The organism is Nocardia violaceofusca NBRC 14427 (assembly GCF_963869435.1).
GTDB classification, from domain to species: Bacteria; Actinomycetota; Actinomycetes; order Mycobacteriales; family Mycobacteriaceae; genus Nocardia; species Nocardia aobensis.
This window is the reverse complement of sequence record NZ_CAWMPM010000024.1, coordinates 111,371-138,331: the sequence shown is the minus strand read 5'-3', so window position 1 is coordinate 138,331 and position 26,961 is coordinate 111,371. Positions and strand designations below refer to the sequence as shown.

The window sequence follows — 26,961 nt, the reverse complement described above, 5'->3', positions numbered from 1 at the left end:
CCTCCCGTGATCCATTCCTGCCGAGAAGGAGTCATACGTAGAAGTCGAGTTCTTCCTGTCGCTTCAGCAGGTCCCGCAGAGCGTACGGGTCTTCGCCGAAGAAGTACAGCAGGCCCCAGTGATTGCCGAATGCGGTTCGCTTGGTGACCTTTTCCGCCAGTGGGGCGGTGAGTTCGTGGGTTTCGAAATATTCGTGATCCTCCGTCTCCTCCGGGATCGACAACCGGCTGACCACCCGCCGCCGCGGATAGACGCCGAACGAACCGGCATGTCCTTTCGCATCCACCACTTCGCGGGGGAAGAACGCCACGATCTCCTCCTCGGTGGTCTTCGGATCGAAGGCGAGCACCAGCGCGTGATAGGCGTTGAAACCGTATGCGCGCTCCAGCAATTCGAACACCTTGAACCCGGGCGGGCGATAAGCGACCTCACCGAAATACATCTCACCGTCGCTGGTGACGAAGTATTCCGGGTGGACGAACCCGAATTCGATATCGAAGGTTTTGATCAGCTTTTCCACCTGCCGGGTGATCTCCGGACGATACTTCTCCAGTTCCGGTGTCGCGGGGACGAAGACGGAGTAGCCGAGCCGCACGTATTCGGAGATGTTGAGGAATCGGATCTTGCCGTCGTGAATCCACGCCTCGACCGCGAATTCCCAGCCATCCAAATGGGATTCCATCAGCACCGGGAACTCGTCGTCGGGGATCGCGTCGATCTCGTCGGGGGTGCGGATCACGCGGTGACCGAGGCAGCCGGCCTTGTCGAAGGCCTTGATGTGGATCGGGTCGTTCGGATCGCCGTCGAGTTTGAGCAGGGTCTGGTTGACGCGCTTGAGGAACCGGATGACGTCGTCACGCTCGTGTGCCTCCTCGAAGATGCCCACCCGGATACCGCCCAGCTGCGCGCGCCGCTTCATCAGCGATTTGTCGCGCAGCAGCATGGCCTGGCCGAGCAGCCGCGGATTGTCCAGCAGCACCGAATTGATCGCGCCCGCCCATTCCACGGTCTCCTCGAAGATCGGGATGGCGACGTCGACGCCCATCTCCTTCAGGGTCTCCGCGATTTCCATCGACCGGTCGTTGAGCCGCTCGAAATTCCAGCAGAGATAGGGGATTTCGTGCTCGGTGCAATACTCCTCTGCCCACTCCGGAGCCACCACGACATAGCGCCGATCGAATCGGTCCACCGCTTCGACTGCGTTCAAGCTCCAACCCAGCAGGGCGACAAAGCCTTTGTCCGGGTTCCTGCGCTTCGATTCACGGGATGAAATCGACAAACCTGCTCCCCTCTTCGACCTCGGTGCACCGTTCGTCGATCGCGAGGTCGTCTTGTCGCGCGGTGGTCCTGCGCTCGACACCGGGGCTGCGAATTCGGCGGGCTCCGGTATCGCCGCGCGTGCGCTCGGCATCGTCGGCGGGCGGCAACAACGGCGATCCGCTCTATCACCGTCATTGCCCACGGATACCCCGATGTTTCATTCCCAAACAGGGGCAACGCCGTTGCGTTATTGATACACAATCATTTTCGCTGGTCGTCATCTTCCGGGACGGAGAAGGACGTACGGCCGCCCCGGCGATCCGGCCGGAGCTCAGGACACCGACAGCACCGCGGCGGTGACCGCGACGGTCACCTCGACGGCGGCGCCGAGCACATCACCGTTGAGCCCGCCGAAACGCCGCACACAATGCCACACCAGCAAAGCCACGCCGCCCAGAGCTACGGCAACCGCGACCGGCCCGAGCCACCGCGCGGGCGCGGCGACAACGCCGGCGGCGAGCGCGACGAGAGTCCAGACCGCCAGTGTCACCACCGATTGCGTGCGCGCCACCAGCGCGCCGAACGCGGCGCCGGGAGCAGGCGCATACCCGCGGCAGGCGAGGACGACGGCGACCCGCCCGACCGCAATCGCGAGCCCCACCGCGAACCAGCGGCCGTGTTCGGCGAGGGCGGCGAACGACAGCGCCTGAATGCCGATCGCGAAGATCAACGCGGCCACCCCGAAGGGCCCCGCCCCGCCGCTCTTCATGATCTCCCGGGCCCGTTCCGGCGGACCGTAACTGCCGAGCCCGTCCGCGGTGTCGGCCAGCCCGTCCAGATGCATTCCGCGGGTGGCCAACCCCAGCGCGCCGACGGTGACGAGACCAGCGAGCGCGCAACTCATTCCCGCCCAGGTCGATACCCACAGCAACCCGGCCGCGCCCGCACCCAGCACCGCCCCGACCACCGGTGCGGCCGCGATCGCCCCCGCCGCCGCCGTGCGGTCGACCGTTTCGGGTCCGCGCACCGGCAGCACCGTCAGCCACGAGAGCGCGAGCCGAGCCGCCGCGATCATCGCCCGGACCTCGAGACATGCACGGCGCGTTCCACGACGCCGGATACGAAGATGCCGCGACGCCCACGGACCGAATGCACCGGGACCGCGCTCCGGCCACGCGACCGGCTCGGTGAGTGGTGCCGCGCGCGTCGACCGGCATCGGCATCCGGCGCACCGGGCGGGCAGGTACCACCCACCTCGTTCAGGACACGACTTCCGGTGCGGCCGAATCGGTTTCGGCGGTGCTGACCCCGGCCTCGCCGAAGGTCGACATCTCCGACAGTGCGGCGACGGCCGCGCGCAGCAGCGGCAGCGCGCTCACCGCGCCGGAGCCTTCACCGAGCCGCATATTCAGCTCGACCAGCGGCTCCAGGTCGAGCTTGGCGAGCGCCAGCGGGTGCGCCGGTTCCGTGGACCGATGCCCGGCCACCCACCAGCGCTTCGCACCGGGGGCGAGCATCTCGGCGATGAGCGCGGCGGCGGTGACCACCACACCGTCGAGAATCACCGGCGTGCGCCGGGCGGCGGCCTGAGCGAGATAGCCCGCGGTGGCGGCGAAATCCGCGCCACCGGCGATCCGCAGCAGCGCGAACGGGTCCTGGCGGTGCGGGCGCGCGCGCCACATGGCGTCGCGGATCGCGGAGGCCTTGCGCATCCATCCGGCATCGTCGACGCCGGTGCCGCGGCCGATCGCCACCACCGGTTCGGTATCGGTGAGGGTGGCGATGAGAACCGTTGCGGGCGTGGTGTTCCCGATACCCATATCGCCGGCGATCAGCAGGTCGGCTCCGCTGTCGATCTCCTCGTCGGCGATCGCGCGGCCCGCGGCCAGCGCGGCGTACAGTTCGGCTTCGGTGACGGCGTCCTCGCGGTCGATGGCGCCGCTGGAGCGGCGAATCTTGTGCGTGGAGACCGACGGATCGGTGTCGGCGTCCACCGCGATGTCGACCACGCGCACGGTCGCATCGGCCAGTCGTGCCAGCGCGTTCACCGCCGCCCCACCGGCCAGGAAGTTGGCGACCATCTGCGCGGTCACCTCACTCGGATACGCCGACACCCCGTGTCGCGCCACGCCGTGATCTCCGGCGAACACCACGACCCGGGCGCGCCGGAACTGATGCGGCGGGCACTCCCCCTGGCACGCCGCCACCCAATTGCCCAGTGTCTCCAACCGGCCCAGTGCCCCCGCCGGTTTGGTCAACTGCAACTGCCGCTGCTCGGCCTCGGCCCGTACGCGCGCATCGGGCGCGGCGACCGGGCCGAATGCCGGTGTGGTGCCGTTGAATTCGGCGAGGCCACGCGGAGTCGAGCCCGCCGGCGAGCCGGCGGCAGCTCCGGCGCCCGCGTCATTCGATCCGGTCGGCGCAGCGGCGCTGTCGGTTTCGTGACCGGATGCCAAAGCCCTTTCCGCCGCAGCGGAGTCGGCGAACCCGGAACCGTGGAAAGGATGCTCCCGGCCCACAGTATCAGCGCTGTCCGAAGCCGAAACCCGTTCCGCCGCACCACCTGCCACTCCGGCTGCCGCGGCCGCCGCAGAGGCGGCCCCGATCCCGCGTCCGGTGGATGCGCTCGCAGCTTCCGCGCCCTTCAGCACGACCGGCACTCCGGCGACGACCAGCACGACCTCGTCGCACACCGCCGCGAGCCGCTGATTCAGCGTCCCGATCTCGTCCTGGAACAGTCGTCCCGACGCGGTCGCCGGAACCACACCGAGCCCGACCTCCGGGCTCACGATCAGCAGGCGGTCCGCGTAGCCGGCCACCGCCGCGACCAGCGCGTCGATATCGGGGCCGACTGTTCCGCGCGGCGATTCCCAGGCCGCGCGCGCGTCGATGCGGGCGGTCAGCCAGGTACCGAGGTCGTCGATCAGCGTCACCGGCGCCGGATCACCGAGCACGGTGATCGGATCGCCCTCCACCACATGCCAGGTGCCGGGGCGCCGGACGCGATGGGCGGCAATACGATCGGCGAAGTCCGCGTCGGCGGGATCGGGAACCGCGGTCGCCACGTAGCGCACCGGTCCGCTGCCGCCGGCCACCTCCTCGGCATAGGCGGATTTCCCCGAGCGCGCCCCACCGAGCACCAGCGTCCGCAGCCCTCGGCCGCCCGCAGCATCGTTCACCACGTCAGCACGGTACCAATCGGCCCGCACCCGAGCCCTCGCCTACCCGAGCCATCGCCTACCCCGAGCCCGCAGCACATCGCGCCGCCCGAGTCCCTTTCCCCACAGCCGCGACTTCGGAGACCGCGCGACCGGAAGCACACGACAGCCGCCCCCGCGCTTCCGACCGCGCCGCCAATCGAACACGCGACTGTCCGCGAGAAGGCGATCGTGCCCCCTCGCACGGAACAACCCGGACTCAGACCGCGTCGCCGGGCGAAACCCGCGGCTTCGGCGCGCGCATACGCCGGATCTGGGAGGCGCGGACGAAGGCGTACCAACCCAGCGACCAGCTCGAGGTGGTGTCGTCGGGATAGCGCTCGCTCACCCGCTTGTTGATGAGGCGGCCGATCACGAAGCCCTCGGCGACCATGAACAGCATCATCACGATCATCGCGAGGGTGACGTAGGCCTGTACCTGCGGCGTGAGGAACATGGTCAGGATCAGCACCAGCGCCAGCGGCATGAACAGTCCGACCAGGTTGCGCCGGGCGTCGACCAGGTCGCGGACGTAGGCGCGGACCGGGCCGCGGTCGCGCGGCAGCAGATATTTGTCCTCACCGGCGAGCATCCGGGCGCGGCGATCGGCGGCCGCGGCCCGGCGTTCGGCCGAGGCGACCTTGCGTTCCTCGCGGTTGCCGCGGGTGGCCTTGCGCCGGGCACGGGCCTCCTTGGCGGTCAGCGGCGCGGGCGCAACCGGACCGCGACGTCTGCCCTGGACATCGCGACGTCTGGGCGTCGGCCGGCCCTTACCGGCGGTCGGTGCGGGCCGCTGCGCTGCCGTGGCCGTGTCGTCGTCGGTCGCGGCCGACGTGTCGTCGACGTGGTCGTCGGTGGTGCTGGCATCGCCACGGCGCAGGAACTTCACGCCGACCAGGCTATTGGATGGCATACCGGCCTGGAAACACGGTCTCCGCAGACCTGTGTGATCGGTCATACCACCCATACCGGCAAACCGGCTCCGACCGGGCGGTCTGCACCCCGCGACACGCCTCACGGGTGTGGCGATTCGCACGTCCGGCCGCCGACAACCGGCAATTCCGGGGCCGACGGGCCCGCACCGTCGCCCGCAGTGGCAAGATTGGAATAGCCACCCGCGACGTGGCGTTGACAGCTACCGAGCCGTGCGCTGTTCACGGAAACAACGTTCACGGGTAACGAGGGTCTGCGAGGAGACTTCATGACTGTGCAGAACGAGACCACCACCCACGGTGTGATCCTGACCGACGCCGCCGCGTCCAAGGCGAAGGCGCTGCTGGACCAGGAGGGCCGCGATGATCTGGCGCTGCGCATCGCGGTGCAGCCGGGCGGTTGCGCGGGTCTGCGGTACCAGCTCTTCTTCGACGATCGCACCCTCGACGGTGACCTGACCGCCGAGTTCGGCGGGGTCAAGCTCGCCGTCGACCGGATGAGCGCCCCCTACGTCCAGGGTGCGTCCATCGACTTCGTCGACACCATCGAGAAGCAGGGCTTCACGATCGACAACCCGAACGCCACCGGCTCCTGCGCCTGCGGCGACAGCTTCAACTGACGATCTGCACCCGGCGCGGAATCTCTGCGGAGGTTCCGCGCCGTGTCGTGCACACGGTACGGTAAAGCTGATTCCGCCCTCGACAGACAAGGACCGGGCTTCGTGACCATCGCTGTGTCCGCTTCCATCGCGACCGACCATTTGATGCGATTTCCGGGGAAATTCTCCGACGTCCTGCTTGCCGATCAGTTGCAGCACGTGTCGTTGAGTTTTCTGGTCGACGATCTGGTGATTCGCCGAGGCGGTGTCGGCGGCAACATCGCGTACGCGATGGGTCTGCTGAACGGTAACCCGCTGCTGCTCGGCGCGGTCGGCCCCGATTTCGGCGAGTACCGAGACTGGCTCGAGCGCCACGGCGTCGACTGCTCGGCGGTACGGATCTCCGAGACCGCGCACACCGCCCGCTTCGTCTGCACCACCGACGAGACGATGGCCCAGATCGCGTCGTTCTATCCCGGCGCGATGAGCGAGGCCCGCGACATCTCGATCGCCGAGGTGGCCGAAAACCGTTCGCTGGACCTGGTTTTGGTGGGCGCCAACGATCCCGACGCGATGTTGCGCCACACCGAGGAGTGCCGCAAGCTCGGCATCCCGTTCGCCGCGGACCCCTCCCAGCAGCTGGCCCGCCTCGACGGCGACCAGGCGCTCGCCCTGATCGACGGCGCCACATACCTTTTCACCAACGAGTACGAGTGGGGCCTGCTGCTGCAGAAGACCGGCCTGTCCCCCGAGGAGATCGGCCGCCGGGTCGGCATTCGCGTCACCACCCTCGGCGCCAAGGGCGCGCTGATCGTCGACGGCGACGGTGTCGAGGTGAATGTCGAAGTGGTGCCGGAACTTTCGCAGGTCGACCCGACCGGTGTCGGCGACGCGTTCCGGGCCGGCTTCCTCACCGGGCACACCGCCGGACTCAGCCTGCAGCGCTCGGCCCAGCTGGGTTCGCTGACCGCTGTGCTCGTGCTGGAGACCGTGGGCACCCAGGAGTGGTCGCTCGACCGCGACGACGCGCTGCGGCGGTTGCGCGGCGCGTACGGACCGGAGGCGGCGGAGGAACTCGGCGCGCTGCTGAGCTGACGCCGTCCCCGAAGAACCGAGCCATTCGGCGGCCCACTGCCGTGAGGATTCACAACATTGCGTCCGGATGCGCGGAGTTCGCCGGCGAACAATAGGGTGTGCGTATGGGATCCGATCGTTTATATTTTCGTCAGCTGCTGGCGGGCCGGGACTGGGCCGTCGGCGACCCGATCGCCACTCAAATGCGCAATTTCTCGTATTTGATCGGCGATCGCGAGTCCGGCGAATGTGTGGTGGTGGATCCCGCGTACGCGGCGGGTGATCTGGTCGATATCGCCGAGGCCGACGGCCTGCGGCTGACGGGCGTGCTGGCAACCCATCACCACCCCGACCACGTCGGCGGCACGATGATGGGTTTCACCCTGCGCGGAGTGAGGGAACTGCTCGAGCGGGTGCAGGTTCCGGTGCACGTGAATCACGAGGAACTGTCCTGGGTCGCCAACGTCACCGGTATCGCCCCGAGCGAGCTGACCGGCCACGATCACGGTGACACTCTCGCCGTCGGCGGCGTCGAGATCGAATTCCTGCACACCCCCGGCCACACTCCGGGCAGCCAGTGCTTCCTGTTCGAGGACCGGCTCGTCGCCGGTGACACGCTGTTCGTCGACGGCTGCGGCCGCACCGACTTCCCCGGCGGCGACTCCGACGCCATGTTCCGCAGCCTGCGCCACCTGGCCGAATTGTCCGGCGACCCGGTCGTCTACCCCGGCCACTGGTACTCCGAAGAACCCAGCGCGGCCCTGTCGTCGGTGCGCGAGAACAACTACGTGATGCGCCCGACCACCCTGGAGCAGTGGCATATGCTCATGCCCGGCTGAGCACACGCACCCGCCCTACAAGCCCTTTCGCCTTGCGCGAGAGGGCTTTTCGCATTTCCGGCGCAGATACACCACCCCGGCGCAGTTTTACCGACGCAGCGTTGGTATCTTACCGACGCACCGTCAGGAAGATGGTGCTGTCCCGCCGCCGGCCCGCCCGGCGGCAGCCGTGAGGAGTTGTCATGTTCCTGGCACTGCGCGAACTGTGGTACGCGCGAGTGAGATTCGGCCTGATGGGCGGCGTGGTCGCGCTCATCTCGATCCTGACCGTGATGCTGTCCGGGCTGTCGTCCGGACTGGTCGACGACGGCGTTTCCGGCCTGCGCGCTCTGCCCGTCGACGCCTTCGCCTTCGCGCACGGCACGAAGACCGACTCGGCGTTCACCCGCAGCACGATCGACACCGCGCAGGTCGCGGCGTGGCGGTCCCGGCCGGACGTGGCCGACGCCGCGCCCTTCGGCAATACGCTGGTCAACGCCAAGACCGGGGGTGGGGTCGCGGTCGACTTCGCCCTGTTCGGCGTCGATCCGGTGTCGTTCCTGGCCCCGGATCCGGCGCAGGGCGCACGGCTGGACCGGCCCGACGGCATCGTCGTGAGCGCGACCGCCCTCGACAAGGGTGCGCGACTGGGCGACACCGTCGTGATCGATCGGCTCGGCACCACGTTGACGATCGTCGGTGTCACCGCGGGCAAGCAGACCTTCGGCCACGTCGATGTCGCCTATGTGCCGCTGCGTACCTGGCAGCAGATCCATGCCGGGGTGAAACCGGGCGAGCAGGTGCGGGAGCAGGCCTACCGCGAGGCCAGTGCCGTGGCACTGCGCGCGCGGCCGGGTGCGACTGTCGACCTGGCCGCCGGCGACGCGGCGGCGGATACGACCGCCATGACGCGCACCGCCTCCTACGACGCCTCCCCCGGCTTCTCGGCGGAGATGGCGACCATGTCGCTGATCAAGGTGTTCCTCTACGCGATCTCGGCACTGGTGGTCGGTGCGTTCTTCCTGGTGTGGACCATTCAGCGCGCGGGCGAACTGGCGGTGTTGCGGGCGATCGGCGCACCGACGCGATTCCTGCTCGCGGACGGACTGACTCAGGCCGTGGTGGTGCTGGTCGGTGCGACCGCCGTCGGAGTGCTGATCGCCGTCGGCGGCAGCCGATTCATTCACGGTATGCCGTTCACCCTCGATCCCGCGGCCATCGCCACCGGCGCCGGCCTGCTGGTGCTGCTCGGCGTGCTGGGCGCGGCCGCCGCCATCGTGCGCGTCACCAGAATCGATCCCCTCGCGGCCCTGGGAGCCAACCGATGAGTCTGTTCACCACACACGAAGCCGCTGCGGCACAGGACGATTCGCACGACCGCGACCTGACGGGCCTCGAACTCGACGGCGTAGCGCTCACCCTCGGCGACGGCGCCGATACGGTGACCGCGCTGGACGACATTGACCTGTCGGTCACGCCGGGGGAATTCGTCGCGATCATCGGCCCCTCCGGTTCGGGCAAATCGAGTCTGCTCGCGGTGGCGGGCGGGCTCACCACGCCCGACGCGGGGCGGGTCCGCATCGGCGGCACCGATCTCGCCGCCCTCGGCGCCCGGGCCCGCACCCGATTCCGCCTGCGCCACATCGGTTTCGTCTTCCAATCGGGCAACCTGCTGCCCGCGCTCACGGCCGCCGATCAACTGCGCCTGATCGCCCGGCTCACCGGTGCCCGGCGCGATCCGCAGGAATTGCTCGATGCGGTCGGGATGGGCGCGAAGGCCGATCGGCGTCCGGAGCAACTGTCCGGCGGGGAACGCCAGCGCGTCGGCATCGCCCGCGCACTCATCGGCTCACCGCGAGTCCTGCTGGTCGATGAGCCCACCGCCGCCCTCGATCGCGCCCGCAGCGCGGAGGTGGTGGAACTGCTGGCCCGCGAAACCCGCGCGGCGGCGGTCGCCACCGTCATGGTCACCCACGACCACGACATCCTCGACCGCTGCGACCGCGTCCTGCACATGGTCGACGGCCGCCTCACTCCCGAGCGCTGAGCATGCGCCACACCCCGTCACCGCGACGGGGTGTGATAGCACTGTCGCTAGGGTCGGACCCAGGCCCGGTCGTGCGAGAAGGAGGTGTCGTGCCGAGAATTCAGGCGGCAACGGTCGCGGAACACCGGCAGGCGCAGCGACGTGCCCTCCTCGACGCCGCCCGCGCGATCCTCTCGGAACAGACCGGTGCGGCGCCTACCCTCGCCGAGGTGGCCGCCCGCGCCGGTCTGGCCCGGCCCAGCGTGTATCAGTATTTCGGCTCGCGAGACGAACTGTTCGAGGCGGTCCTGGCCGACGCACTCCCCCGCTGGAGCGCACGGATCGCCGAACGCATGGCCGCGGCCGGCGACCCCGGCGGCAAGGTCCTGGCCTACGCGATGGCCAACCTCGAACTGGTCGACGAGGGCGAACACGCAGTGGTCCAAGGGCTTTCGACCCACGTCGCCGCCGACGCCCTCGCCGCCCAGGGCCGCGCCATCCACGACGAACTCCGCACACCGCTGCTCGACGCGCTGACCGAACTCGGCGCACCCGATCCGGCCACCACCGCCGAACTGATCAATGCCGTCGTCCACACCGCCTCCCGCCTGGTGGAAAACCACACTCCCGTCGACACCGTGGCGACGAGCGTCCGAGAGTTGCTGAGTCCGTACCTCGTTCACACCGCGTCCGTCTCGCGCCCCTCCGGCGGCACCTAGCCCGCCGATCTCACCGCAACGTGTGACGGCACGCGGTCATCCCCGCTCTACCGTGATCGTGCGGAACCCCGCCGGACGAGTACGAGTCCGCGCCGGCGCCGGGTACTGGCGTCAGCGTGCGGGAGGGGAATCGGCGACCACCCGGAAACCGAGATTCCCGGTCGAGGAGACCGGCTCGCTGCCCTGCCGCGCCGAGACCCGGTAGCGGCGGCAGTAGGACAGGTGGCACAGATACGATCCGCCTCGCATCACCCGGTCGCGGCCGAGATCGGGTCCGGTGGGATTCGCCTCGGGACTGTGCCGATAGTAGTCCGGTGAGAAGAAGTCCGAACACCACTCCCACACGTTTCCGGTGGTGTTGTAGAGCCCGAAACCATTGGGAGCGTAAGCATTCACGGGCATCGTGCCGAGGTGCACGCCGGGGGCCGTGCGGGGGAATTCGCCGGTGAAGACGTTCATCTGCCGCTGCCCGTCCGGCTCGAAGTCCTCGCCCCAGGGGAACGGGCCGGTGGATCCGGCGCGGGCGGCGTACTCCCATTCGGCCTCGGTGGGCAGCCGCGTGCCCGACCACGTGCAGAAGGCCCGGGCGTCCTCCCAGGAGACATGGACGACGGGATGGTCGGCCAGGGCGCCGACATCGGAGTCGGGCCCGAACGGATGAGCCCAGTCCGCGCCCTCCACCTGCCGCCACCAGGGGGCGTTGACCACCGCACGGGTGGGCGGCATATCCGGCGGCAGCAACCCGGCGAAGACGAACGACCAGCCGTACTTCTCGGCATCGGTACGGTAGCCGGTGTCGGCGGCGAATGCGGCGAACTCGGCATTGGTCACCGCGTACCGGCCGATGGCGAAGGCGTCGACGGTGACCGGGTGGCACGGCCCCTCGCCGTCGCCGGGATAGGCCCAGCGGCTCTCGTCTCCCATGGTGAAGGTGCCACCGGGAACGGCGACCAGCGCGAGCTCGAGGTCGCCGCGGCGATCTCCCCCGGCCGACCGCGCGGCGTCCTCGCCGTGCCCGGTCGGCTCGGCGTTCTTGTCCGCGGAGGGTGCGCAGCAGGCTTGGCGGGTGCCGGAGTCGGTGCGATGTGGCATGACTTCCTCTCCCTCATTGTCCGAAACGACAACACCAGCAGCGTTAGCCGATCGTTCGCTGACCCGACGGTACAGCGCCGTTCGCCCCGTCGTGGGCAGTATTCGGCAACTGTTCGGACGGCTGTGGAGGAGGGATAACGAATTCACCCTCGGCGGATGAGGCGCACCGCCGCGACCGTATCGCGCACGCGGCGCGACGATCGCCGGCACGTGAGCTGCGGCCCCGGGCTGGGCGCGCCGGTTCCGGTGCGCGGCTACGGCGCGTGCCGAAAGGCCCGGCGCCGCAGCCCGTTCCCCGGCTGTGTCACGCCAGGGTGCGCAACCAGCCGTGGTTGTCGGCGAACGTGCCGCGCTGGATTCCGGTCAGCGTGTCGCGCAGCGCCATGGTGACCTCGCCGGGCTCCCCGCCGCCGATCTCGAATTCGCCCTCGGCGGACTGCACCCAGCCGACCGGGGTGATGACCGCGGCGGTGCCGCACGCGAAAACCTCGGTGATCTCACCGGATTCGGCGCCCTTGCGCCATTCCTCGACCGACACCTTGCGTTCCTCGACCGGATAACCGGAGTCGGCGGCCAGGGTCAGCAGACTGTCGCGGGTGATACCCGGCAGCAGCGAACCCGACAGTTCCGGGGTGACCAACCGGGCCTCGGAACCCGAACCGTAGACGAAGAACAGGTTGTTGGTGCCCATCTCCTCGACGTACTTGCGCTCGCAGGCGTCGAGCCACACGACCTGATCACAGCCCTTGTCGGTGGCCTGCTGCTGCGCGAGCAGCGAGGACGCGTAGTTGCCGGCGACCTTGGCCTCGCCGGTACCGCCCGGAGCGGCACGCACGTATTCGGTGGACAGCCACACCCGCACGGGCTTCACGCCGCGCGGAAAGTACGCTCCGGCGGGCGAACCCAGCAGCAGGTACTTGTAGCCGGACGCGGGCTTCACGCCCAGCCCCGCCTCCGTGGCGAACATGAACGGCCGCAGATACAGCGACTCCTCACCACCGGCGGCCGGCACCCAGTCCGCGTCGACCTCGAGCAGCTGGCGCACCGATTCGATGAACAGCTCCTCCGGCAGCTCCGCCATCGCCAGCCGCCGCGCCGACCGCTGGAACCGCGCCGCGTTGGCATCGATGCGGAAGGTGGCGATACTGCCGTCGGCCTGCCGATACGCCTTGAGGCCCTCGAAGATGGCCTGACCGTAGTGGAACACCATGGTCGCCGGATCCAGCGACAGCGGCCCATACGGTTCGACTCGCGCGTTCGTCCACTGCCCGTCGAGGTAGTCGATCGACACCATGTGGTCGGTGAAGTAGCGACCGAACCCGGGCGCCGCCAGAATCTCCGTGCGCCGATCCGCCGGAACCGGGGCGGGATGCGGGGTACGAGTGAACTGTGCGGCGACTGTCATGACCTCGATACTAGAACTGCGGCCCTCGGCACCGATGCTCGGACCTGCGTCGAGAACCGCCGGGCAGCGGCCAGGAAACCGGACAATCGAGGCGTAATACCCCCTTGACGGCGTCCGATACGAGCCATTCGCCCCACCCCAGCGAGCTTGCCCGGCGCCGTCGTGCAGCGCACATACCGGTCACCGGACACTTCACTCCGGAAATGTCATGATTTCCGTCACGTGCATGGGTTCGTGACCCGGTTCAAGAGGTGTGCGGTGTCACGAACGGCGGGCGCACCACCTCGGCGCGCAGGCGGCGGCCGCGTACATCGACGGTGACCTCGTCGCCCGGTTCCAGTCCGGCGTCGGTATTCAGCAACGCCAGCGCGATGCCCACCTTGAGACTCGGTGAGAAGGTGCCCGAGGTGGTCTCGCCGACCGTCTCCTCTCCACGCAGCACCGTCTGCCCCTGCCGCAGCACGCCGCGATCGAGAGCTTTGAGCCCCAACAGGATTCGCCGCGGACCCGCCGACTTCTCCTGCGTCAGTGCCGCTTTGCCCCAGAACTCCGGCTTCTTCCAGCCGACCGCCCAGCCGGCGCGGGCCTGCACCGGCGAAATCTCCGGCGAGAGCTCGTGGCCGTGCAGCGGATAACCCATCTCGGTGCGCAGGGTGTCGCGCGCACCCAGTCCGGCCGGCTGCCCACCCGCAGCCTCGACCTGCGCCGTCAGCGCGCGGAAAACCGCCTCGGCATCGGCCCAGCGCGGCAGCAGTTCATAGCCGTGCTCGCCGGTGTATCCGGTCCGGCAGACGCGCACCGGACGCCCGTCCCACTCGGCATCGGTGAACGCCATGTACTCCATATCGGTCGGAAGCCCCAGCGCGGCAAGCACTTCCGCCGATTTCGGGCCCTGCACCGCGAAGACCGCGTACTCGCGGTGCTCATCGGTGATCGTGATGCCCTCCGGCGCCGCCTTGCGCAACTGCGCCACCACCGCGGCCGTATTGGCCGCATTCGGCACCAGGAAGATCTCGTCGTCGGAGACGTAGTAGGCGATCAGATCGTCGATCACCCCGCCCTGCTCGGTGCAGCACAGCGTGTACTGCGCCTTTCCGGGCCCGACGCGGCCGAGATCGTTGGTCAGCGCCGCGTTCACGAATGCCGCCGCCCCCGCGCCGCGCACGGTCGCCTTACCGAGGTGGCTCACATCGAAAACACCGACGGTGGTCCGCACGGCAGTGTGCTCGGCGACGGTGCCCGCGTACTGCACCGGCATCTCCCACCCCCCGAACGGGGCGAAGGTCGCGCCCAGCTCCGCGTGGACGGCGTGGATGGGGCCCTGCTGCAGCGTCTCGTCGGTCACCCGGCGAGCTTATCGAGCGTCGTCCGCCAGTGGTTCACGCCGGTTCTTCCTGGCGCTCCCCATCGGGCTCGCCCGCATCCAAGAGTGCGTCGCCGTGAACCTCGATCCACTCGCCGAGCGCGCGCATCGGCCCCTCGACGAGGCTCAGCCCCAGCGGTGTCAGCGCGTATTCGACCCGGGGCGGAGCTTGCGCGTAGCGCTGACGCTCGATCAGGCCGTGGCCGAGCAGCCGGCGCAGTGCCTCGGTGAGCGCCTTGTCGCTGATCCCGCCGATCTCGGCCCGTAATTCGCTGCGCCGGCGCGCCCCGCCGAGCAGTCCGACCAGCACCACCGGATCCCAGGTGTGCGCGAAAAGGTCTGTGGCCGCGCGCAATCGGCAGTCGGCGACCAGTTCGCCCGCATGCTCGTCGTAACCGCTCATCCCGTGATGATCACCCATCCGTCGCGCACCGATCGGTGCGTATCGGCTCCCCTACGGTAGCGCCGGATCGACACGTCGAAGGAGAACACGATGCACATCACGATTCTCGGCACCGGCACCTTGGCCGGGGCATTGGGCCGCCGATGGGCGCGCGCCGGACACGACATCACCGTGGCCGGGCGATCGGTGGAGAAGGCCCGGCAACTCGCGCAGGGGCTGGGTGCGGGCGCGCGGGCGGTGCCGTTGGCGGAGATTGCGGCGGTTCCAGCGGGCGCACGAGCCGGCACGGCGGCGGTGCTGCTGGCGGTCGCCCACACCGGAGTCGAGGACATTCTGCGCGCGGTCGGCGCTCCCGGCGGCGCGCTGTCCGGAGTCACCGTCATCGACGCGACCAATGCGATCGACCACGGCGTCGGCGTGCTGCGGCTACCGCCGGGCGCCTCGCACGCACAGCGCGTGGCGGAACTCGCGCCGGGCGCCCGGGTGGTCAAGGCGTTCCATCTGTTCCCGAGCGAACAATGGGCCTCGGCCGAATCCGCAGATGCCGGAACGACTCAGCTGCCGCCGTCGGTCACGATCTGCGGCGACGACCCGGCCGCGCTGGAGATCACCGAACAACTGGTCCGCGACGTCGGCGCCGAACCGGTGGTGCTGGGCGGTCTGGACCGCGCACGTCAACTGGAGGAGGCCGCCGGTTTCGTCATCTCGCTGGCCTTCTCCGGCGTGGATCCCAGCCGGGCGGTGCCCGCCATGCCGACCCAGTAGTTCCATGCGCGCGGAGGTTGTGCGGGTTCCGGCGTCACGGCGCCGGGCTCGCGCACCGGGATCCGGAGCGGCCGACCGCGCGGCGCGCACGAAGATCGAGGCGGTCGCGCATCCGGACCGCTGGCTCGTCATCGCAGCGAGAGAAACCTCGCAGCCCGGCCGCGGCGAGTGTGAGTTCGGAGCAACCGTCTTTCTACACGGGGCAATCGGTCGGCGACACATAACTAACGGAGGTGAAACACGCCGCTGATTTGCTGTTTTCATGCGAATCTCGTCACTTTTCTCGAAATCGTCCGCAGCTCCGCCCGCGCCCGCACCGTCGATCTACGAGCAGATCGGCGGGCACGAGGCCTTGGAAACCGTCGTCGAGGACTTCTACGTCCGCGTCCTCGCCGACGAAGAGCTCGCCGGCTTCTTCACCGGCACCAACATGTCGCGGTTGAAGGGCCGCCAGGTGGAATTCTTCGCCGCTGCCCTCGGTGGTCCCGAGCCGTACACCGGCGCCGCGATGAAGCAGGTGCACCAGGGCCGCGGCATCACCATGCACCACTTCACCCTCGTCGCCGCCCACCTCACCGACGCCCTGGTGGCCGCCGGGGTTCAGGAGCCGACCCTCGGCGAAATCATCGGCGCCATCGCACCTTTGGCACCGGAAATCGCCTCCGACGCACCCGTGTCGTGAGCCGCGCTCACGGGGTGCCGACGAGAGAGCCGCGCCTCCCCGCGCCGGCGACCGCTCCCCCGGGGGCGCATCTGTCAGCGTGACATCGCCGCGCGGGCGACCGCGCCCCAACGGCCACCGCCGCTCCTGACCCGCGCACAGGATCGGCGGCGGTCGAGCGGCACCCGGACCCGCGGTCTCCGACAGACGATGCGTGGCCGACCGCGGAAACGCATTGCCGACGACCGCTAACCTATCCCGCTGGAGTCCTCCCCGGGCGACGAGACGATCCGGAACAGCAGGGCGGCCGCCTCGAACAACGCCCAGGAACGCGTATCGATCTCGGCCTCCCGCGCGGCAAGTGCGGCCGACACGTCACCACCTCGAAAGGTTCGCAGGGCGGACAGCAGCTCGCGCAGCGCGGGAATGCGATATCCGGCGAGCCGGAGCTGATGCGCGATCCGCGCATCCCGCACAGCCTCCGGCGCGTACAGCCGCGCACCGCGCGCCCCGGCCCGGCCGGGCACGACCAGCCCTTCCGCATCCCAGTGCCGCAATGTCGACGGCCGCACACCGAGCGCGCCCGCCAGTTCGGACACCGTCATGGAGTCGGCGGGCTTCGCATCCCCGATCGGTTCCTCCGCGATCGCTTCGGCTGCTCGCTGCGCCAGCCGCAGTTCCCGGCGCTGCGCGTCGAGGCGCGCGTGCGCGGCATCCATCAGCACGGGCAACCGCTGCCCGGAATGTGCCTCGCGCAGAACAACTCTCGCCTCGGCGGGGCCGACGGCCGCCGCCACCAGCCGATACGCGCGGGCCGACAGCACATGCACCTCACGGTATGCGCGATACCCGGACGGACCACGCTCGGCCGCGGGCAGCACACCGTCGCGTTCGAGGTTGCGTACCTGCTGAACGGAACAGCCGGCCCGCCGCGCCACATCCACGGTTCGTAGAACAGCGGTTTTGCGACTTACCACCAGCTGACCTGCCATTCCGAAGGATGTAGTCTCCACAAGCACATGAATGAAACGCTAGAGGTATGGACATCAACGAGATCATCGACTTCGTCGAAAACCTCGGCGGCGTGCTGACGCTGCACCCCCGGCCCGGCGACGGCACCCCCGAAATCAGCTGGGGCGACACCTTCTTCTACTACGCCCCCGACGGCGTGGTTCCCCGCACCCAGCCCTTCGCCACCATCGTCACCAAGAACTATCCGGACGACGAATCTTCCCGCCTGGACCGCCCGAACACGTTCCGCCTCAACATCTTCGCGGGCAAAGAGGCCTTCACCGAAGTGACCGGCCACACTCCGCGCGACCACGCCGCGAACCCGGCCGACCCCAGCATCCCCGACACCCTGTTCTCCCACCCCGTCTACGGCGCCCAGGGCTGGCTAGCCGTAGTGAACCCGGGCCCGCACACCGCCACCACGGTCACCGACCTCCTCCATCGTGCCCACCACATCGCCCGCACCCGATCCGAACGCCGAGAATCACACGCAGACAATTGATGTCGTCATCGTCCGACGGTGACCTACTTCCCCAACCACGCCAGCGCGGCCACGACCAGTGCTTCCGTCCCGGTCCGCAACGTGGGCTCGATGACGGGGGCGAAGGACGGCGAGTGGTTGACCGGGATGTCCTGGGCTGTCCGTCCGGCCTTCGCCGCTGCCTGGAACGTCTCCGGGTCGATGCCGCCGAAGCCCCAATAGGTGTAGGGCACGCCGAGGGCGTTCGGGATATCGCTGAAATCCTCACTGGCACTTTGCCGTGGCAGTTCCACGGCGCGGTCGCCGAAGTGAGTGGTGAACGCGGCCGCGACCCGGCGGGTCGTCTCGACGTCGTTGTCGGTCACCGGGAATCGATCGAACAGTTCGAATTCCGGGTCTTTCGGGGAGTTGGAGGCCTGGCATTCGGCGGTGACGATCCGGCGGATCGCGTCGAGGATCGTGGTGCGGGTCGATTCGTCGTAGGTGCGCACATTCAGTTGCAGCACAGCATGATCGGAGATGACGTTGCTCTTGGTTCCGGCGGTGATGCTGCCGACGGTCAGCACCGCGGTCTCGGTCGGCGCCACCTCGCGCGAGACCACCATCTGCAGCCGCAGCACGATCATCGACGCGAGCACCACCGGATCGACGGTCGCCTGCGGCATCGACCCGTGCCCGCCGCGCCCGTAGACGGTGATCCGCATGCTGTCGGCGGCCGCCAGCATCGGCCCGCTACCTGTTCCGACGATCCCGGCCGGCGCGGGCAGGACATGCTGACCCAGCGCGACATCGACCTTCGGCAGCAGCTCGGCCAGACCGTCCTCGACCATCCCGCGCGCCCCGTCGCCGACCTCCTCGGCGGGCTGGAACAGTGCGACCAGCGTGCCCTGCCAGTGATCGGTGTGTTCGGAGAGCAGTTGCGCCGCGCCGAGCAGGCAGGTCACGTGCACGTCGTGGCCGCAGGCGTGCATCACCGGAACCTCGTGCCCGCCGGCGTCGGTGGCGGAAACCGAACTGGCATAGGGCAATCCGGTCGCCTCCCGGACCGGCAGGGCGTCGATATCGGCGCGCAGCAGCACTCCGGAGCCGTCCCCGTTCCGCAGGATTGCGACCACCCCGGTCCCGCCGACCCCCTCGCGCACCTCGTACCCCCATGACCGCAACTTCTCGGCTATCAGTCCGGCAGTGCGGTGCTCCCGATGCGACAATTCCGGATTGGCGTGCAGGTCGCGATAGCACTCGTCCTGCCACCCACCGATTCCGTCCAGCCCGGCCAATACCGCTGCTTCCTGCGCAGTCGAGGCCATTACCTCTCCTTTCGCCGTCCGTAACGCAACCGCTCCGGCCAACTCATCTGCTCCGGCAACATCCATCCCCGCCACCGCGCCAGCAGGCACAACCCCGCTCCGACCACGGTCGCCGCGATCGAACCCGCCGTCACGTGCCCGGAATACCAGATGATCACCAGTGTCGCACTGGCCAGCAGCGCACACGTGGCATACAGCGTGTTACCCCCGAAAATCGTCGGCACCCGCCCCACGGCGAGATCGCGAACCACTCCGCCCCCGACAGCCGTCGTCGTCCCCAGCAACACCGCCGGCAACCATCCGAGCCCGACTTCGAGCGTCTTCTGCGCACCGACCGCCGCCCAGCAGCCCAGCGCCAGCGAGTCCACCCAGGGAAACAGCCGGTCCCACAACCGGCCCTCGAATCGGAACGCGAAGGCGATCAGCGCCCCGATCAGGGCGGTCAGCAGGTAGGTGTAGTCGACCAGCGCCACCGGCGTCCCCCGCTGCAGCAGCGTGTCGCGGATGATGCCGCCACCGAGTCCCGACGCGGTGGCCAGCACGGCGAATCCGATCGGGTCGAACCGGAACGTGCGCGCCACCGCCCCGCCGAGCATCGCGTTGGCAAACACACCGGTCAGATCCAGCGCGCGCAGCAATTCGGGGACGGTATCCGACACTGCCGCCATCGACCCCGTTCCTTCCGCGATATCCGCATCCGCTATCGGCACGGTACCCGCCGGTCAGCGAATCGCCCGGGAACCGGCGGGCCGCCGTCGCCCGACCGGCCTCGGCACCTTCACGCGAAAACAGCGTGAATCCTTTCCCGTCCGCGATCGCTCTCATATCCGTGCGGGCAACCGGCCCGCGGAATCGAAGGAGTCGACATGGTTGTCGCCGTCATCGCCGTGGTGGTCGCGGCCGTACTACTGTGCAGCTGCATGCTGGTCCTGCGACGGAGGCGTAACCGTGGCTGAGTGCACGAGATCGGCGTGGCCCGAGGAACATCTGGTCACGGCGGCCCGCAACGGCGACGAGTCCGCCATCGCCGCACTGGTTTCCGGTTCCTATCCCCACGTCCAGCGCTTCGCCCGTTCCTTGTGCGCGACCAGTCAGGACGCCGAGGACGCCGCGCAGGAGGCGATGCTGGTCCTGTTCCGCAAGATCGGCACGCTGCGGGCGGCGGGTGCGCTGGCCTCGTGGATGTTCCGCATCGTGCGCAACGAATGCCTGCGGCGGATACGCACCGCCGCGCACCGGGAACCGGATGCGGAGGTCGCGGCGGCGTCGGCGGAGGACGATGTGCTGGCCCGGCTGGAGATCGAACGGGTCGCCGGCGCGATCGCCGCCCTGCCCGCCGATCAGCGTCGAGTCCTCATCATGCGTGATGTGCAAGGACTGCCGGGCAGCATGGTAGCCCGCACGCTCGGATTGAGCACGGCGGCAATGAAATCCAGGCTGCACCGAGCGCGTGCCGCCGTTCGCGCCGAACTCGGGATGCCGGATCGAGGTCTGCGGCCATGAACGACGGTGCCGGACAGCAGAAAACGTTCGCCAGCCGCTCGGTCCCCGTTCACCTGGCACGCGGGCTGCTCGGTTTCGGCCTGATCGCCGGATCGATCGCGCTGATCCCCGTTGCGGGGCTGACCGCCCTGCTCCTGCTGTCTGCCGGGGTGGTCGCGCTGCGCGGCTGCCCGACCTGCTGGCTCATCGGCCTGGCGCAGACGGTGTCACGCGGCAGAATCGAACGACAGTGCGTGGAAGGCCGGTGCCGGATGCGCGTGTAACCGCTACCCACCCTTCCCCATCTCTGGCCGGTCTCGCCGGATTGACAGCCGTCGGCACGCGGATTCAAGATCGACCGACAGCTGTAGAAGTGATCACCGAGGGACGCAAAAGTCGTTGCGCCCCTTGGCGAATCTTTCGAGTATGGGTTTCGGTGAATGGTTGAGGTAGTAACAGCGCGGCCGGAAACCTCCGGCCCGCGGCGGGAGAACCTGCGGCAGCGACGCGGGCGATCATGGTGGGGCGCGGCGGCCGCGGTGACGAGCGGCGTGCTGTTACTGGTGTGGCAGGCGGCGCAGTACGGCATCTGGCTGGTCGACGACGCCGGAATCACGTTCGCCTACGCACGCAGTGTCGCCGAGGGGGCGGGGCCGGTCCTGCAACCCGGGGCGCAACCGGTGGAAGGATTTTCCGATCCCACCTGGCTCGCGGTGCTGGTGCTGGGCAAATGGTGCGGCCTGTTCGACTCCGGCTCCCTGTTCGGCATTCCCGATTTCGTCTTCTACCCCAAGGCGATCGCGGCCCTGTGCTGCGCCGGGATCCTCCTCTGCTGTTACGTCGCCGCGCGGCGGGTGTCGCGATGGCCCGCGGTGGTGACCTTCGTCACCGGTGCCGTGCTCGCCGCGATTCCGTCGTTCGTGATCTGGTGCTTCTCCGGCCTGGAGAACTCACTCTTCGCGCTGGCGGCATGCGCCCTCGCCGTCCGCCTGTTCCTGGCGGTGCTGGACGACCGATTGTGGACACCCACGGTGGCGGTAACCGCCGGTGCGCTAGCGGCGTTCGCGGCGTTGACCCGCCCCGACGGCCTGATCTACCTCGCCGCGTACCCCCTGGTTTCGGTGATCCTCGTTCGTCGTGCCACCTGGCCCGTCGCCGTGCGTCACGTGGTGTATTCCGTTGTGGCGTTCGCGATTCCGTTCGGGGCGTATCTGGTGTGGCGGATCACCGAGTTCGGTCGGCTCGTCGCGAATACTGCGGTCGCCAAGAATCAGGCGATGCCGACCGTGCACGACCTGACCAGGGCCGGCGATCTGGTGCAGTATGCGGGCGCACCCGCCGTGGTCGCGGCCGTCGGCGTGGTCGGATTCGCCCTGGCCGGCCCGGGCAGAATCCGTCACGGCCTGGTCGCCCTGCTGGTTCCGCTGACGCTGGCGATTACGGGCTACTGTGTGCTGCAACCGGATTGGATGGAGCAGTTCCGGTTCGCCACTCCGGTGTGGGCGCTCGCCGCGCTCGTAGTCGCGCTCTCGGCGACGGAGGTGCTGGCCCGGTTGCGTGCCCGGGGCCGGGCGCTGGTCGCGCTGACGCTGGTCGCCGCCATGATCCCGTCCGGGGTGGCCCTGGCGGATGCCGCGCGATCCTATCGGGCAGATTCGGATATCCCGTTGTGCTGGATCGCGTTTCGCTTCGGCCGCTACTTCAACGGCTACGCCGACATCCTCGACCTGCAGCAGGGCACACTGCTGGCGCCCGACATGGGCGGAAGCGCACTGACCTCCCGACTCCGGCTGATCGATATGGCCGGACTCGCCGACGCGCGGATCGCGGACATCTACGCCGGCAAGGCCGACATCGGCCTGTCCGACTACGTCTTCGAGGACCTGAAGCCCACCTTCGTCCACACCCACGGCGTCTGGATGCAGAACGGACTGACCGTCGATCCGCGCATGGACCGCGACTACTACCGGATCCAGCAGTCGCAGAACACCGCCAGCCCGGACGAGGACTGGGTCCGCAAGGATGTGGTGCGCGGCGACAAACAGCTCACGCAACTGCGCCGGTACTCGAGCGAGGTCCTGCCGCATCTGTTGTCCGACTACCAGAAGACCGGTGACTGCGGAACGGTGCTGCGACCGAGTCAGACGGTGGAGCGCAGCCGGGCGGGGAACGCTTCCTAGCGCGACGGACGCCGTTCCCCACCCCGAATCCGGCAAACCGTTACGGTTGTCTCGTGACCGGCACGTGGACCGCACTCAACCCGACGAGTGGATCCTCCCTGCTGGCCAACTTCGGCGCGCTGGCCGTCCTGGTCGGGACCTTCGCCGAGTCCGGGTTGCTGGTCGTGGGCTTCTTCCTTCCGGGCGACACCCTGATCTTCCCCGCCGGCATCCTGTGCGCGGGCGGGCCCCATTCCGGACCCCACCTCATCCTGTGGCAGGTATTGCTCTGTGCCGCAATAGGTTCGATCGTCGGAGCGCAGGTCGGGTACACATTCGGCAAGCACGGCGGCCGCGCCGTTCTCCAGCGCACGTCGAACTCCCGCCTGCACACCGTCGTGGCCCGCGGCGAACGCTGGCTCGACCGGTACGGCGCGCGCCGGGCGATCGTGATCGGCCGATTCGTGCCGATGGTCCGGACGGTCATCAGCCCCGTCGCCGGTGTGCTCGACGTGCCCACCCGCACGTTCACGCTGTGGCAGATCGTCGGCGCGATCGTGTGGTCGCAGAGTCTGGTCCTGCTGGGTTATTGGCTAGGGGCGTCGGTGCCGAATGTCGACAAATATCTGCTGCCGGCGGTCGCGGTCATCGTCGTGGTGTCGATGCTGCCGCTGCTGGGGCAGCTGCGTAAACGCGCATAAGTCATTCCGAGGTATTCCCCCGCCGCGGGCGCGGCCCGATCTGATCGAGCAGATCGTTGACCTCGTCGCCGAAACCGTTGCCGACCGGCTTCGGCGTCTTGTTGGGGAACCGGCGCGTCACATGTTCCTCGGCCGCGGATCCCGGTAGCACATAGACGGTTTCGGATTTGTTCTGCAACGGACGCACCACCTCGTCCAGATGCGTTTTCCGGTCGTCGATGAAGGCACCGATCACGTCTTCACCGGCCGGGCATACGGCCATGCAGTAGCCGGCCTTGTAGTTGGGTTTGAACGACAGACTCTGCCACATCGAGAACGACTCGCCCCTGGTCACGCGCTCGCGGTAGTCGTCGCGGCCGGCGCTGTCGGCGACGGTTTCGGCCCAGTCGGTGAAGCCGCCCATGAACTCCCGATAGTTGTGGGTGTAACAGGCTTGGAAATCGAAACCACCGTCGTTGGTGATCGCGCCGACCGGGCACGCGGAGACGCACAACTTGCATTCCAGGCACGGGCTGAAGTCCAGTGCCGTACTCGGCTCGTCGACGACGGCGTCGGTCACCACGGTGCCGAGCAGAATGAAGTTGCCGAACTTCGGATGAATCACGTTGCGGTGAATGCCCATGACGCCCAGGCCCGCGGCCTCGGCCACCACCTTGTGCGCGAGCACCCATATCCGTCCCGGGAACTGTTCGACCTCCATCGGATAGCCGGGCGCCGGGTAGACCGCGCGATAGCCGGCCTCCTCGAGGGCCCGGGTGATGCGCCGCGACACCACGTTCGACTCGTCGTCGGCATGGTTGAATTCGGCATTGGCGAGGCTACGCATCGGGCTGCGCAGATTGTCGCGGTTCATCCGGATGCAGAAGGCCACGAAGGTGCGGGCGGACGGCAGGATGCCGCGCGCGTGCTCGCGCTCCTCCGCGACCTTCGGATCCTCGACGGAGACGAAGCCCACGTCGTCGGCACCGGCGGCGAGACAGATCTCGCGCAGCCGCGCGGCGGTCAGCACCGGATCGGGTGCCTTTCGCCTTTGGGCGGCAAGGTTTTTCACGGTCGGATGCTCCGCGTAACGCCCTGCCTCGGTCGGCTCCCGGTCAGTTGACGACATCGCGCCCTCCTATCTCCACGAGACGTATGGCCTCGAAGAGATAGACGGATCCGGTCCCCGGAATTCATCGCCGGTAATCGCCGCGGCAGCAGACGTTATCGAAACGCAACCCGATCCCGACTCGAAGATCACTGCACAGCAATGGCTTTCGAACCTCAGCCGAATTGGCGCCGGACCGCGGCGACGAGCCACTGTTCGTAGCGTTCCATACTCCATCCGCCCTGCAGCACGAGCTGCTGGTGACTTTCGGGCGACCAGAGGAAGGACAGCTCGTCGGCCGCGGTCTCGGGATCGATGCCGTCTCGGGCAATTCCGCGTTCGAGCAACATGCCGATCACGTTGCGGTAGTCCTGTTTGCGGCGCGTCAGCAGTCCGGCCAGCGCCTCGGCGACGGCGGTATCGGCGTTCGCGGCGCTCAGGAACTCCGTCCACAGCACGCTGGTGCGGGCGTTGGCCGCGGCGACGAACCCGGCGGCCGCCCGCAGGAAACCCTCCTGGTCGGCGATGGCGTTGACCTCGGCCGCGGCATCGCTGTCCGATACCGGCGCCTCCCCCTCCTCGCCCGCGAAGGCCTGCTCGAAGGCGCCCAGCAGCAGATTGCGCTTGGGACCGTTGGCCTTCACGGTCTCGGTCGACACTCCGGCGCGCGACCCGATATCGGACAGCGACGTGCCGCTGTAGCCGCGCTCCACGAAGCAGGCGGCCGCGGCCTCGAGCACACGGCGGCGGGTGGCCGCGGCCTGTTCGCTGCGCAGGGCGGATCGATAGGTCCGTGTTGCGGTCTTGTCGCTCATCTCAATTCCTAATTGACTACCCCGGCGAGGTAGTGAATACTTCACTGGTGTCACCAATCTTACTTCGCTTCACACTCGGGAAGACCTGCCCATGACCTCCGTTCTCCTGACCGCCACACCCGTGCGCAGCCATGTCACGCCTCTGCTGTCCGTCGCGGAGGCACTCATCGCCGCAGGTGACCGCGTGCGGTTCCTCACCGGCACCCGCTTCCGCGACGACGTCCTGGCCACCGGCGCCGAATTCCTGCCCCTTCCACCCGAGGCTGACTACGACGATCGCGATATCGACGCGGCCTTCCCGGGCCGTCGCGGACTGTCGGGCCCCGCGGGCATTCGCTACGACATGATCGAGATCTTCCTCCGTCCGGTGCCCGCCCAGCTGCGAGCGGTCCGCGAGGCCCTCGCCGCCGAGCCCACGGATGCCGTTCTCGCCGAGTCGATGTTCGCCGCCGCCGCGGTGTTCAGCGGTATTCCGCGCGCGGAACGGCCACTGCTGGTCAATCTGGGCATTCTGCCGCTCGCGCTGAAGCATCCGGACGTCGCGCCGTTCGGTCTCGGGATCGCACCGATGCGCGGACCGCTGGGGCGCCTGCGCAACGCGGTACTCACCCTCGGCGCGGAGAAGGGCGTGTTCGCTCCCGTTCAGCGCTTCGCGAACGAGATCGCGCGCGCCGAGACCGGTCGCGCACTGCCGCGGTTCTTCCTCGACTGGCCGGCCGGAGCCGACCACATCGTGCAGTTCACCGTCCCCGAATTCGAGTACGTGCGCCGCGGCCTGCCCGACACCGTGCATTTCGTCGGGCCGGTGGCCCGGTCGCGGCCGTCGGCGATCCCGGTGCCCGAGTGGTGGGACGATCTCGCCGGCCGCCGTGTCGTGCACGTGACACAGGGCACGGTCGCCACCGGCGAATGGAATCTGATCGAACCCACGGTGCGCGCACTCGCCCACGACGCTGTGATCGTCGTGGTCAGCACCGGCGGACGACCGGTCGACACACTGCCGAACGACCTGCCCGCCAATGTGCGCGTCGCCGAATTCCTTCCCTACGACCGGTTGCTGCCGCAGACCGACGTCTTCGTCACCAACGGAGGCTACGGAGGGGTGCACTACGCGCTCGAGCACGGCGTACCGATCGTGATCGCGGGCCGCACCGAGGACAAGGCGGAGGTCAGTGCGCGAGTGGCCTGGACCGGCGTGGGCATCGACCTGCGCACCGACAATCCCACGCCGGACAAGGTCGCCGCCGCGGTCCGCACCGCGCTTACCGACGAGCGTTATCGTCTGCGCGCCAAGGAGATCGGCGACTCGATTCGTCGGTCGCCCGGTCCCGACGCCGTGCATGACATCATCGCCGACGCTGTGCGGTCCGCCGGCCGGCAGCGGGCGTAGAGCTACCGGCGTCCGGTTATCAAGTCGAGGTGGCGGCGTTCGAGATCACCGGCCATGGCGGCGCGGACCTGGTTGCTACGAGTCGGTGAAATACCGGAGTAATCAGCCTCGGAAGCTGGATCCGGTCGCTCGACGCCCAGCCGACCGGACTGAGAACCCCACGCGGTTTACGCGTCCGCCACTCGTACTGTCCCCCGCTTGCTTCCCAATCCTC

At 68.6% G+C, this 26,961-nt stretch carries 28 protein-coding genes; 15 read left to right on the top strand and 13 right to left on the bottom strand.

From position 1 onward, the window contains the following. Positions 1–31 precede the first annotated feature (31 nt). The gene (locus AC5592_RS20230) at positions 32–1,072 is read right to left on the bottom strand and encodes an ATP-grasp domain-containing protein (protein WP_232329466.1); all 1,041 of its coding nucleotides are present in this window, start codon (positions 1,070–1,072) and stop codon (positions 32–34) included. Positions 1,073–1,235: 163 nt separating this feature from the next. Here AC5592_RS20230 and AC5592_RS20225 point away from each other — a divergent pair, with 163 nt between their 5' ends. Further along, positions 1,236–1,514, top strand: coding sequence for a hypothetical protein (locus tag AC5592_RS20225; protein WP_167331960.1), 279 nt, complete (start codon positions 1,236–1,238; stop codon positions 1,512–1,514). Between the two features lie 77 nt (positions 1,515–1,591). Here AC5592_RS20225 and AC5592_RS20220 read toward each other — a convergent pair whose 3' ends face one another. From AC5592_RS20220 to AC5592_RS20210, 3 genes are all read right to left on the bottom strand, one after another. Then, a complete protein-coding gene (locus tag AC5592_RS20220; RefSeq protein ID WP_371507345.1) occupies positions 1,592–2,332 on the bottom strand; it encodes an adenosylcobinamide-GDP ribazoletransferase in 741 nt (246 codons plus the stop codon). A gap of 187 nt (positions 2,333–2,519) precedes the next feature. Next, a complete protein-coding gene (gene cobT / locus AC5592_RS20215; RefSeq protein ID WP_084506918.1) occupies positions 2,520–4,442 on the bottom strand; it encodes a nicotinate-nucleotide--dimethylbenzimidazole phosphoribosyltransferase in 1,923 nt (640 codons plus the stop codon). Positions 4,443–4,677: 235 nt separating this feature from the next. Next, complete coding sequence (locus AC5592_RS20210) at positions 4,678–5,346, bottom strand: DUF3043 domain-containing protein (RefSeq protein WP_062999860.1); 669 nt, start codon at positions 5,344–5,346, stop codon at positions 4,678–4,680. Between the two features lie 312 nt (positions 5,347–5,658). Here AC5592_RS20210 and AC5592_RS20205 point away from each other — a divergent pair, with 312 nt between their 5' ends. From AC5592_RS20205 to AC5592_RS20180, 6 genes are all read left to right on the top strand, one after another. Continuing rightward, the gene (locus AC5592_RS20205) at positions 5,659–6,009 is read left to right on the top strand and encodes a HesB/IscA family protein (RefSeq protein ID WP_036500157.1); all 351 of its coding nucleotides are present in this window, start codon (positions 5,659–5,661) and stop codon (positions 6,007–6,009) included. Positions 6,010–6,111: 102 nt separating this feature from the next. Then, positions 6,112–7,083, top strand: coding sequence for a carbohydrate kinase family protein (locus AC5592_RS20200; RefSeq protein WP_036500154.1), 972 nt, complete (start codon positions 6,112–6,114; stop codon positions 7,081–7,083). Positions 7,084–7,187: 104 nt separating this feature from the next. Next, entirely contained in the window at positions 7,188–7,901 is a 714-nt protein-coding gene (locus AC5592_RS20195; protein ID WP_036500151.1) for an MBL fold metallo-hydrolase, read from the top strand. A 182-nt stretch (positions 7,902–8,083) separates the two neighbouring features. Then, a complete protein-coding gene (locus AC5592_RS20190) occupies positions 8,084–9,208 on the top strand; it encodes an ABC transporter permease (protein WP_063065124.1) in 1,125 nt (374 codons plus the stop codon). Next, positions 9,205–9,927 (top strand): ABC transporter ATP-binding protein, encoded by a 723-nt coding sequence (locus AC5592_RS20185; RefSeq protein WP_036500145.1) that lies wholly within the window; start codon positions 9,205–9,207, stop codon positions 9,925–9,927. Before AC5592_RS20190 ends, AC5592_RS20185 begins: the two co-directional genes overlap by 4 nt. Positions 9,928–10,016: 89 nt before the next feature. Then, a complete protein-coding gene (locus AC5592_RS20180) occupies positions 10,017–10,625 on the top strand; it encodes a TetR/AcrR family transcriptional regulator (RefSeq protein WP_063065123.1) in 609 nt (202 codons plus the stop codon). Positions 10,626–10,736: 111 nt separating this feature from the next. On the opposite strand, the gene AC5592_RS20175 is transcribed toward AC5592_RS20180, so the two are convergent. The 4 genes from AC5592_RS20175 to AC5592_RS20160 form a co-directional block, all read right to left on the bottom strand. After that, on the bottom strand, positions 10,737–11,717 hold the full coding sequence (locus AC5592_RS20175) for a formylglycine-generating enzyme family protein (protein ID WP_083870693.1): 981 nt from the start codon (positions 11,715–11,717) through the stop codon (positions 10,737–10,739). A gap of 304 nt (positions 11,718–12,021) precedes the next feature. Further along, positions 12,022–13,122 carry a branched-chain amino acid aminotransferase gene (locus AC5592_RS20170; RefSeq protein ID WP_036500139.1) on the bottom strand — a complete coding sequence of 367 codons (1,101 nt, stop codon included), beginning with the start codon at positions 13,120–13,122 and terminating at the stop codon, positions 12,022–12,024. A 244-nt stretch (positions 13,123–13,366) separates the two neighbouring features. After that, positions 13,367–14,467 (bottom strand): glycine cleavage system aminomethyltransferase GcvT, encoded by a 1,101-nt coding sequence (gene gcvT, locus AC5592_RS20165; protein ID WP_036500136.1) that lies wholly within the window; start codon positions 14,465–14,467, stop codon positions 13,367–13,369. Positions 14,468–14,501: 34 nt separating this feature from the next. Next, positions 14,502–14,888: a winged helix-turn-helix transcriptional regulator gene (locus AC5592_RS20160; RefSeq protein ID WP_198163892.1), complete on the bottom strand. Its 387-nt coding sequence runs from the start codon at positions 14,886–14,888 to the stop codon at positions 14,502–14,504. Between the two features lie 90 nt (positions 14,889–14,978). On the opposite strand from AC5592_RS20160, the gene AC5592_RS20155 reads away from it, so the two are divergent. Then, a complete protein-coding gene (locus tag AC5592_RS20155; RefSeq protein ID WP_063065122.1) occupies positions 14,979–15,653 on the top strand; it encodes an NADPH-dependent F420 reductase in 675 nt (224 codons plus the stop codon). Positions 15,654–15,915: 262 nt separating this feature from the next. Continuing rightward, entirely contained in the window at positions 15,916–16,335 is a 420-nt protein-coding gene (locus AC5592_RS20150) for a group I truncated hemoglobin (protein WP_036500129.1), read from the top strand. 227 nt (positions 16,336–16,562) lie between these two features. Here AC5592_RS20150 and AC5592_RS20145 read toward each other — a convergent pair whose 3' ends face one another. Beyond that, positions 16,563–17,258, bottom strand: a complete 696-nt coding sequence (locus tag AC5592_RS20145) for a MerR family transcriptional regulator (protein WP_232329460.1) — start codon at positions 17,256–17,258, stop codon at positions 16,563–16,565. A gap of 95 nt (positions 17,259–17,353) precedes the next feature. Between AC5592_RS20145 and AC5592_RS20140 the strand changes: the two genes are divergently transcribed. Further along, on the top strand, positions 17,354–17,827 hold the full coding sequence (locus AC5592_RS20140; RefSeq protein ID WP_063065120.1) for a DUF6194 family protein: 474 nt from the start codon (positions 17,354–17,356) through the stop codon (positions 17,825–17,827). A gap of 23 nt (positions 17,828–17,850) precedes the next feature. Here AC5592_RS20140 and AC5592_RS20135 read toward each other — a convergent pair whose 3' ends face one another. Continuing rightward, positions 17,851–19,113 carry a M20 family metallopeptidase gene (locus AC5592_RS20135; RefSeq protein ID WP_063065119.1) on the bottom strand — a complete coding sequence of 421 codons (1,263 nt, stop codon included), beginning with the start codon at positions 19,111–19,113 and terminating at the stop codon, positions 17,851–17,853. Beyond that, positions 19,113–19,781, bottom strand: coding sequence for a trimeric intracellular cation channel family protein (locus AC5592_RS20130; protein ID WP_062999868.1), 669 nt, complete (start codon positions 19,779–19,781; stop codon positions 19,113–19,115). The genes AC5592_RS20135 and AC5592_RS20130 overlap by 1 nt, the downstream gene beginning before the upstream one ends. 280 nt (positions 19,782–20,061) lie before the next feature. Between AC5592_RS20130 and AC5592_RS20125 the strand changes: the two genes are divergently transcribed. The 4 genes from AC5592_RS20125 (at position 20,062) to AC5592_RS20110 (ending at position 23,455) form a co-directional block, all read left to right on the top strand. Beyond that, entirely contained in the window at positions 20,062–20,616 is a 555-nt protein-coding gene (locus AC5592_RS20125; protein ID WP_036500121.1) for an RNA polymerase sigma factor, read from the top strand. Continuing rightward, a complete protein-coding gene (locus AC5592_RS20120) occupies positions 20,613–20,879 on the top strand; it encodes a hypothetical protein (RefSeq protein WP_063065118.1) in 267 nt (88 codons plus the stop codon). The genes AC5592_RS20125 and AC5592_RS20120 overlap by 4 nt, the downstream gene beginning before the upstream one ends. A gap of 156 nt (positions 20,880–21,035) precedes the next feature. Further along, positions 21,036–22,775, top strand: a complete 1,740-nt coding sequence (locus AC5592_RS20115; protein WP_232329459.1) for a hypothetical protein — start codon at positions 21,036–21,038, stop codon at positions 22,773–22,775. Positions 22,776–22,828: 53 nt separating this feature from the next. Further along, a complete protein-coding gene (locus AC5592_RS20110; RefSeq protein ID WP_036500115.1) occupies positions 22,829–23,455 on the top strand; it encodes a DedA family protein in 627 nt (208 codons plus the stop codon). Position 23,456: 1 nt separating this feature from the next. On the opposite strand, the gene AC5592_RS20105 is transcribed toward AC5592_RS20110, so the two are convergent. Next, positions 23,457–24,563 carry a 4Fe-4S binding protein gene (locus tag AC5592_RS20105; protein ID WP_084506916.1) on the bottom strand — a complete coding sequence of 369 codons (1,107 nt, stop codon included), beginning with the start codon at positions 24,561–24,563 and terminating at the stop codon, positions 23,457–23,459. A gap of 155 nt (positions 24,564–24,718) precedes the next feature. Beyond that, positions 24,719–25,357 carry a TetR/AcrR family transcriptional regulator gene (locus AC5592_RS20100; RefSeq protein WP_036500113.1) on the bottom strand — a complete coding sequence of 213 codons (639 nt, stop codon included), beginning with the start codon at positions 25,355–25,357 and terminating at the stop codon, positions 24,719–24,721. 91 nt (positions 25,358–25,448) lie between these two features. On the opposite strand from AC5592_RS20100, the gene AC5592_RS20095 reads away from it, so the two are divergent. Next, the gene (locus AC5592_RS20095; RefSeq protein ID WP_063065117.1) at positions 25,449–26,747 is read left to right on the top strand and encodes a glycosyltransferase; all 1,299 of its coding nucleotides are present in this window, start codon (positions 25,449–25,451) and stop codon (positions 26,745–26,747) included. Positions 26,748–26,961: the final 214 nt, after the last annotated feature.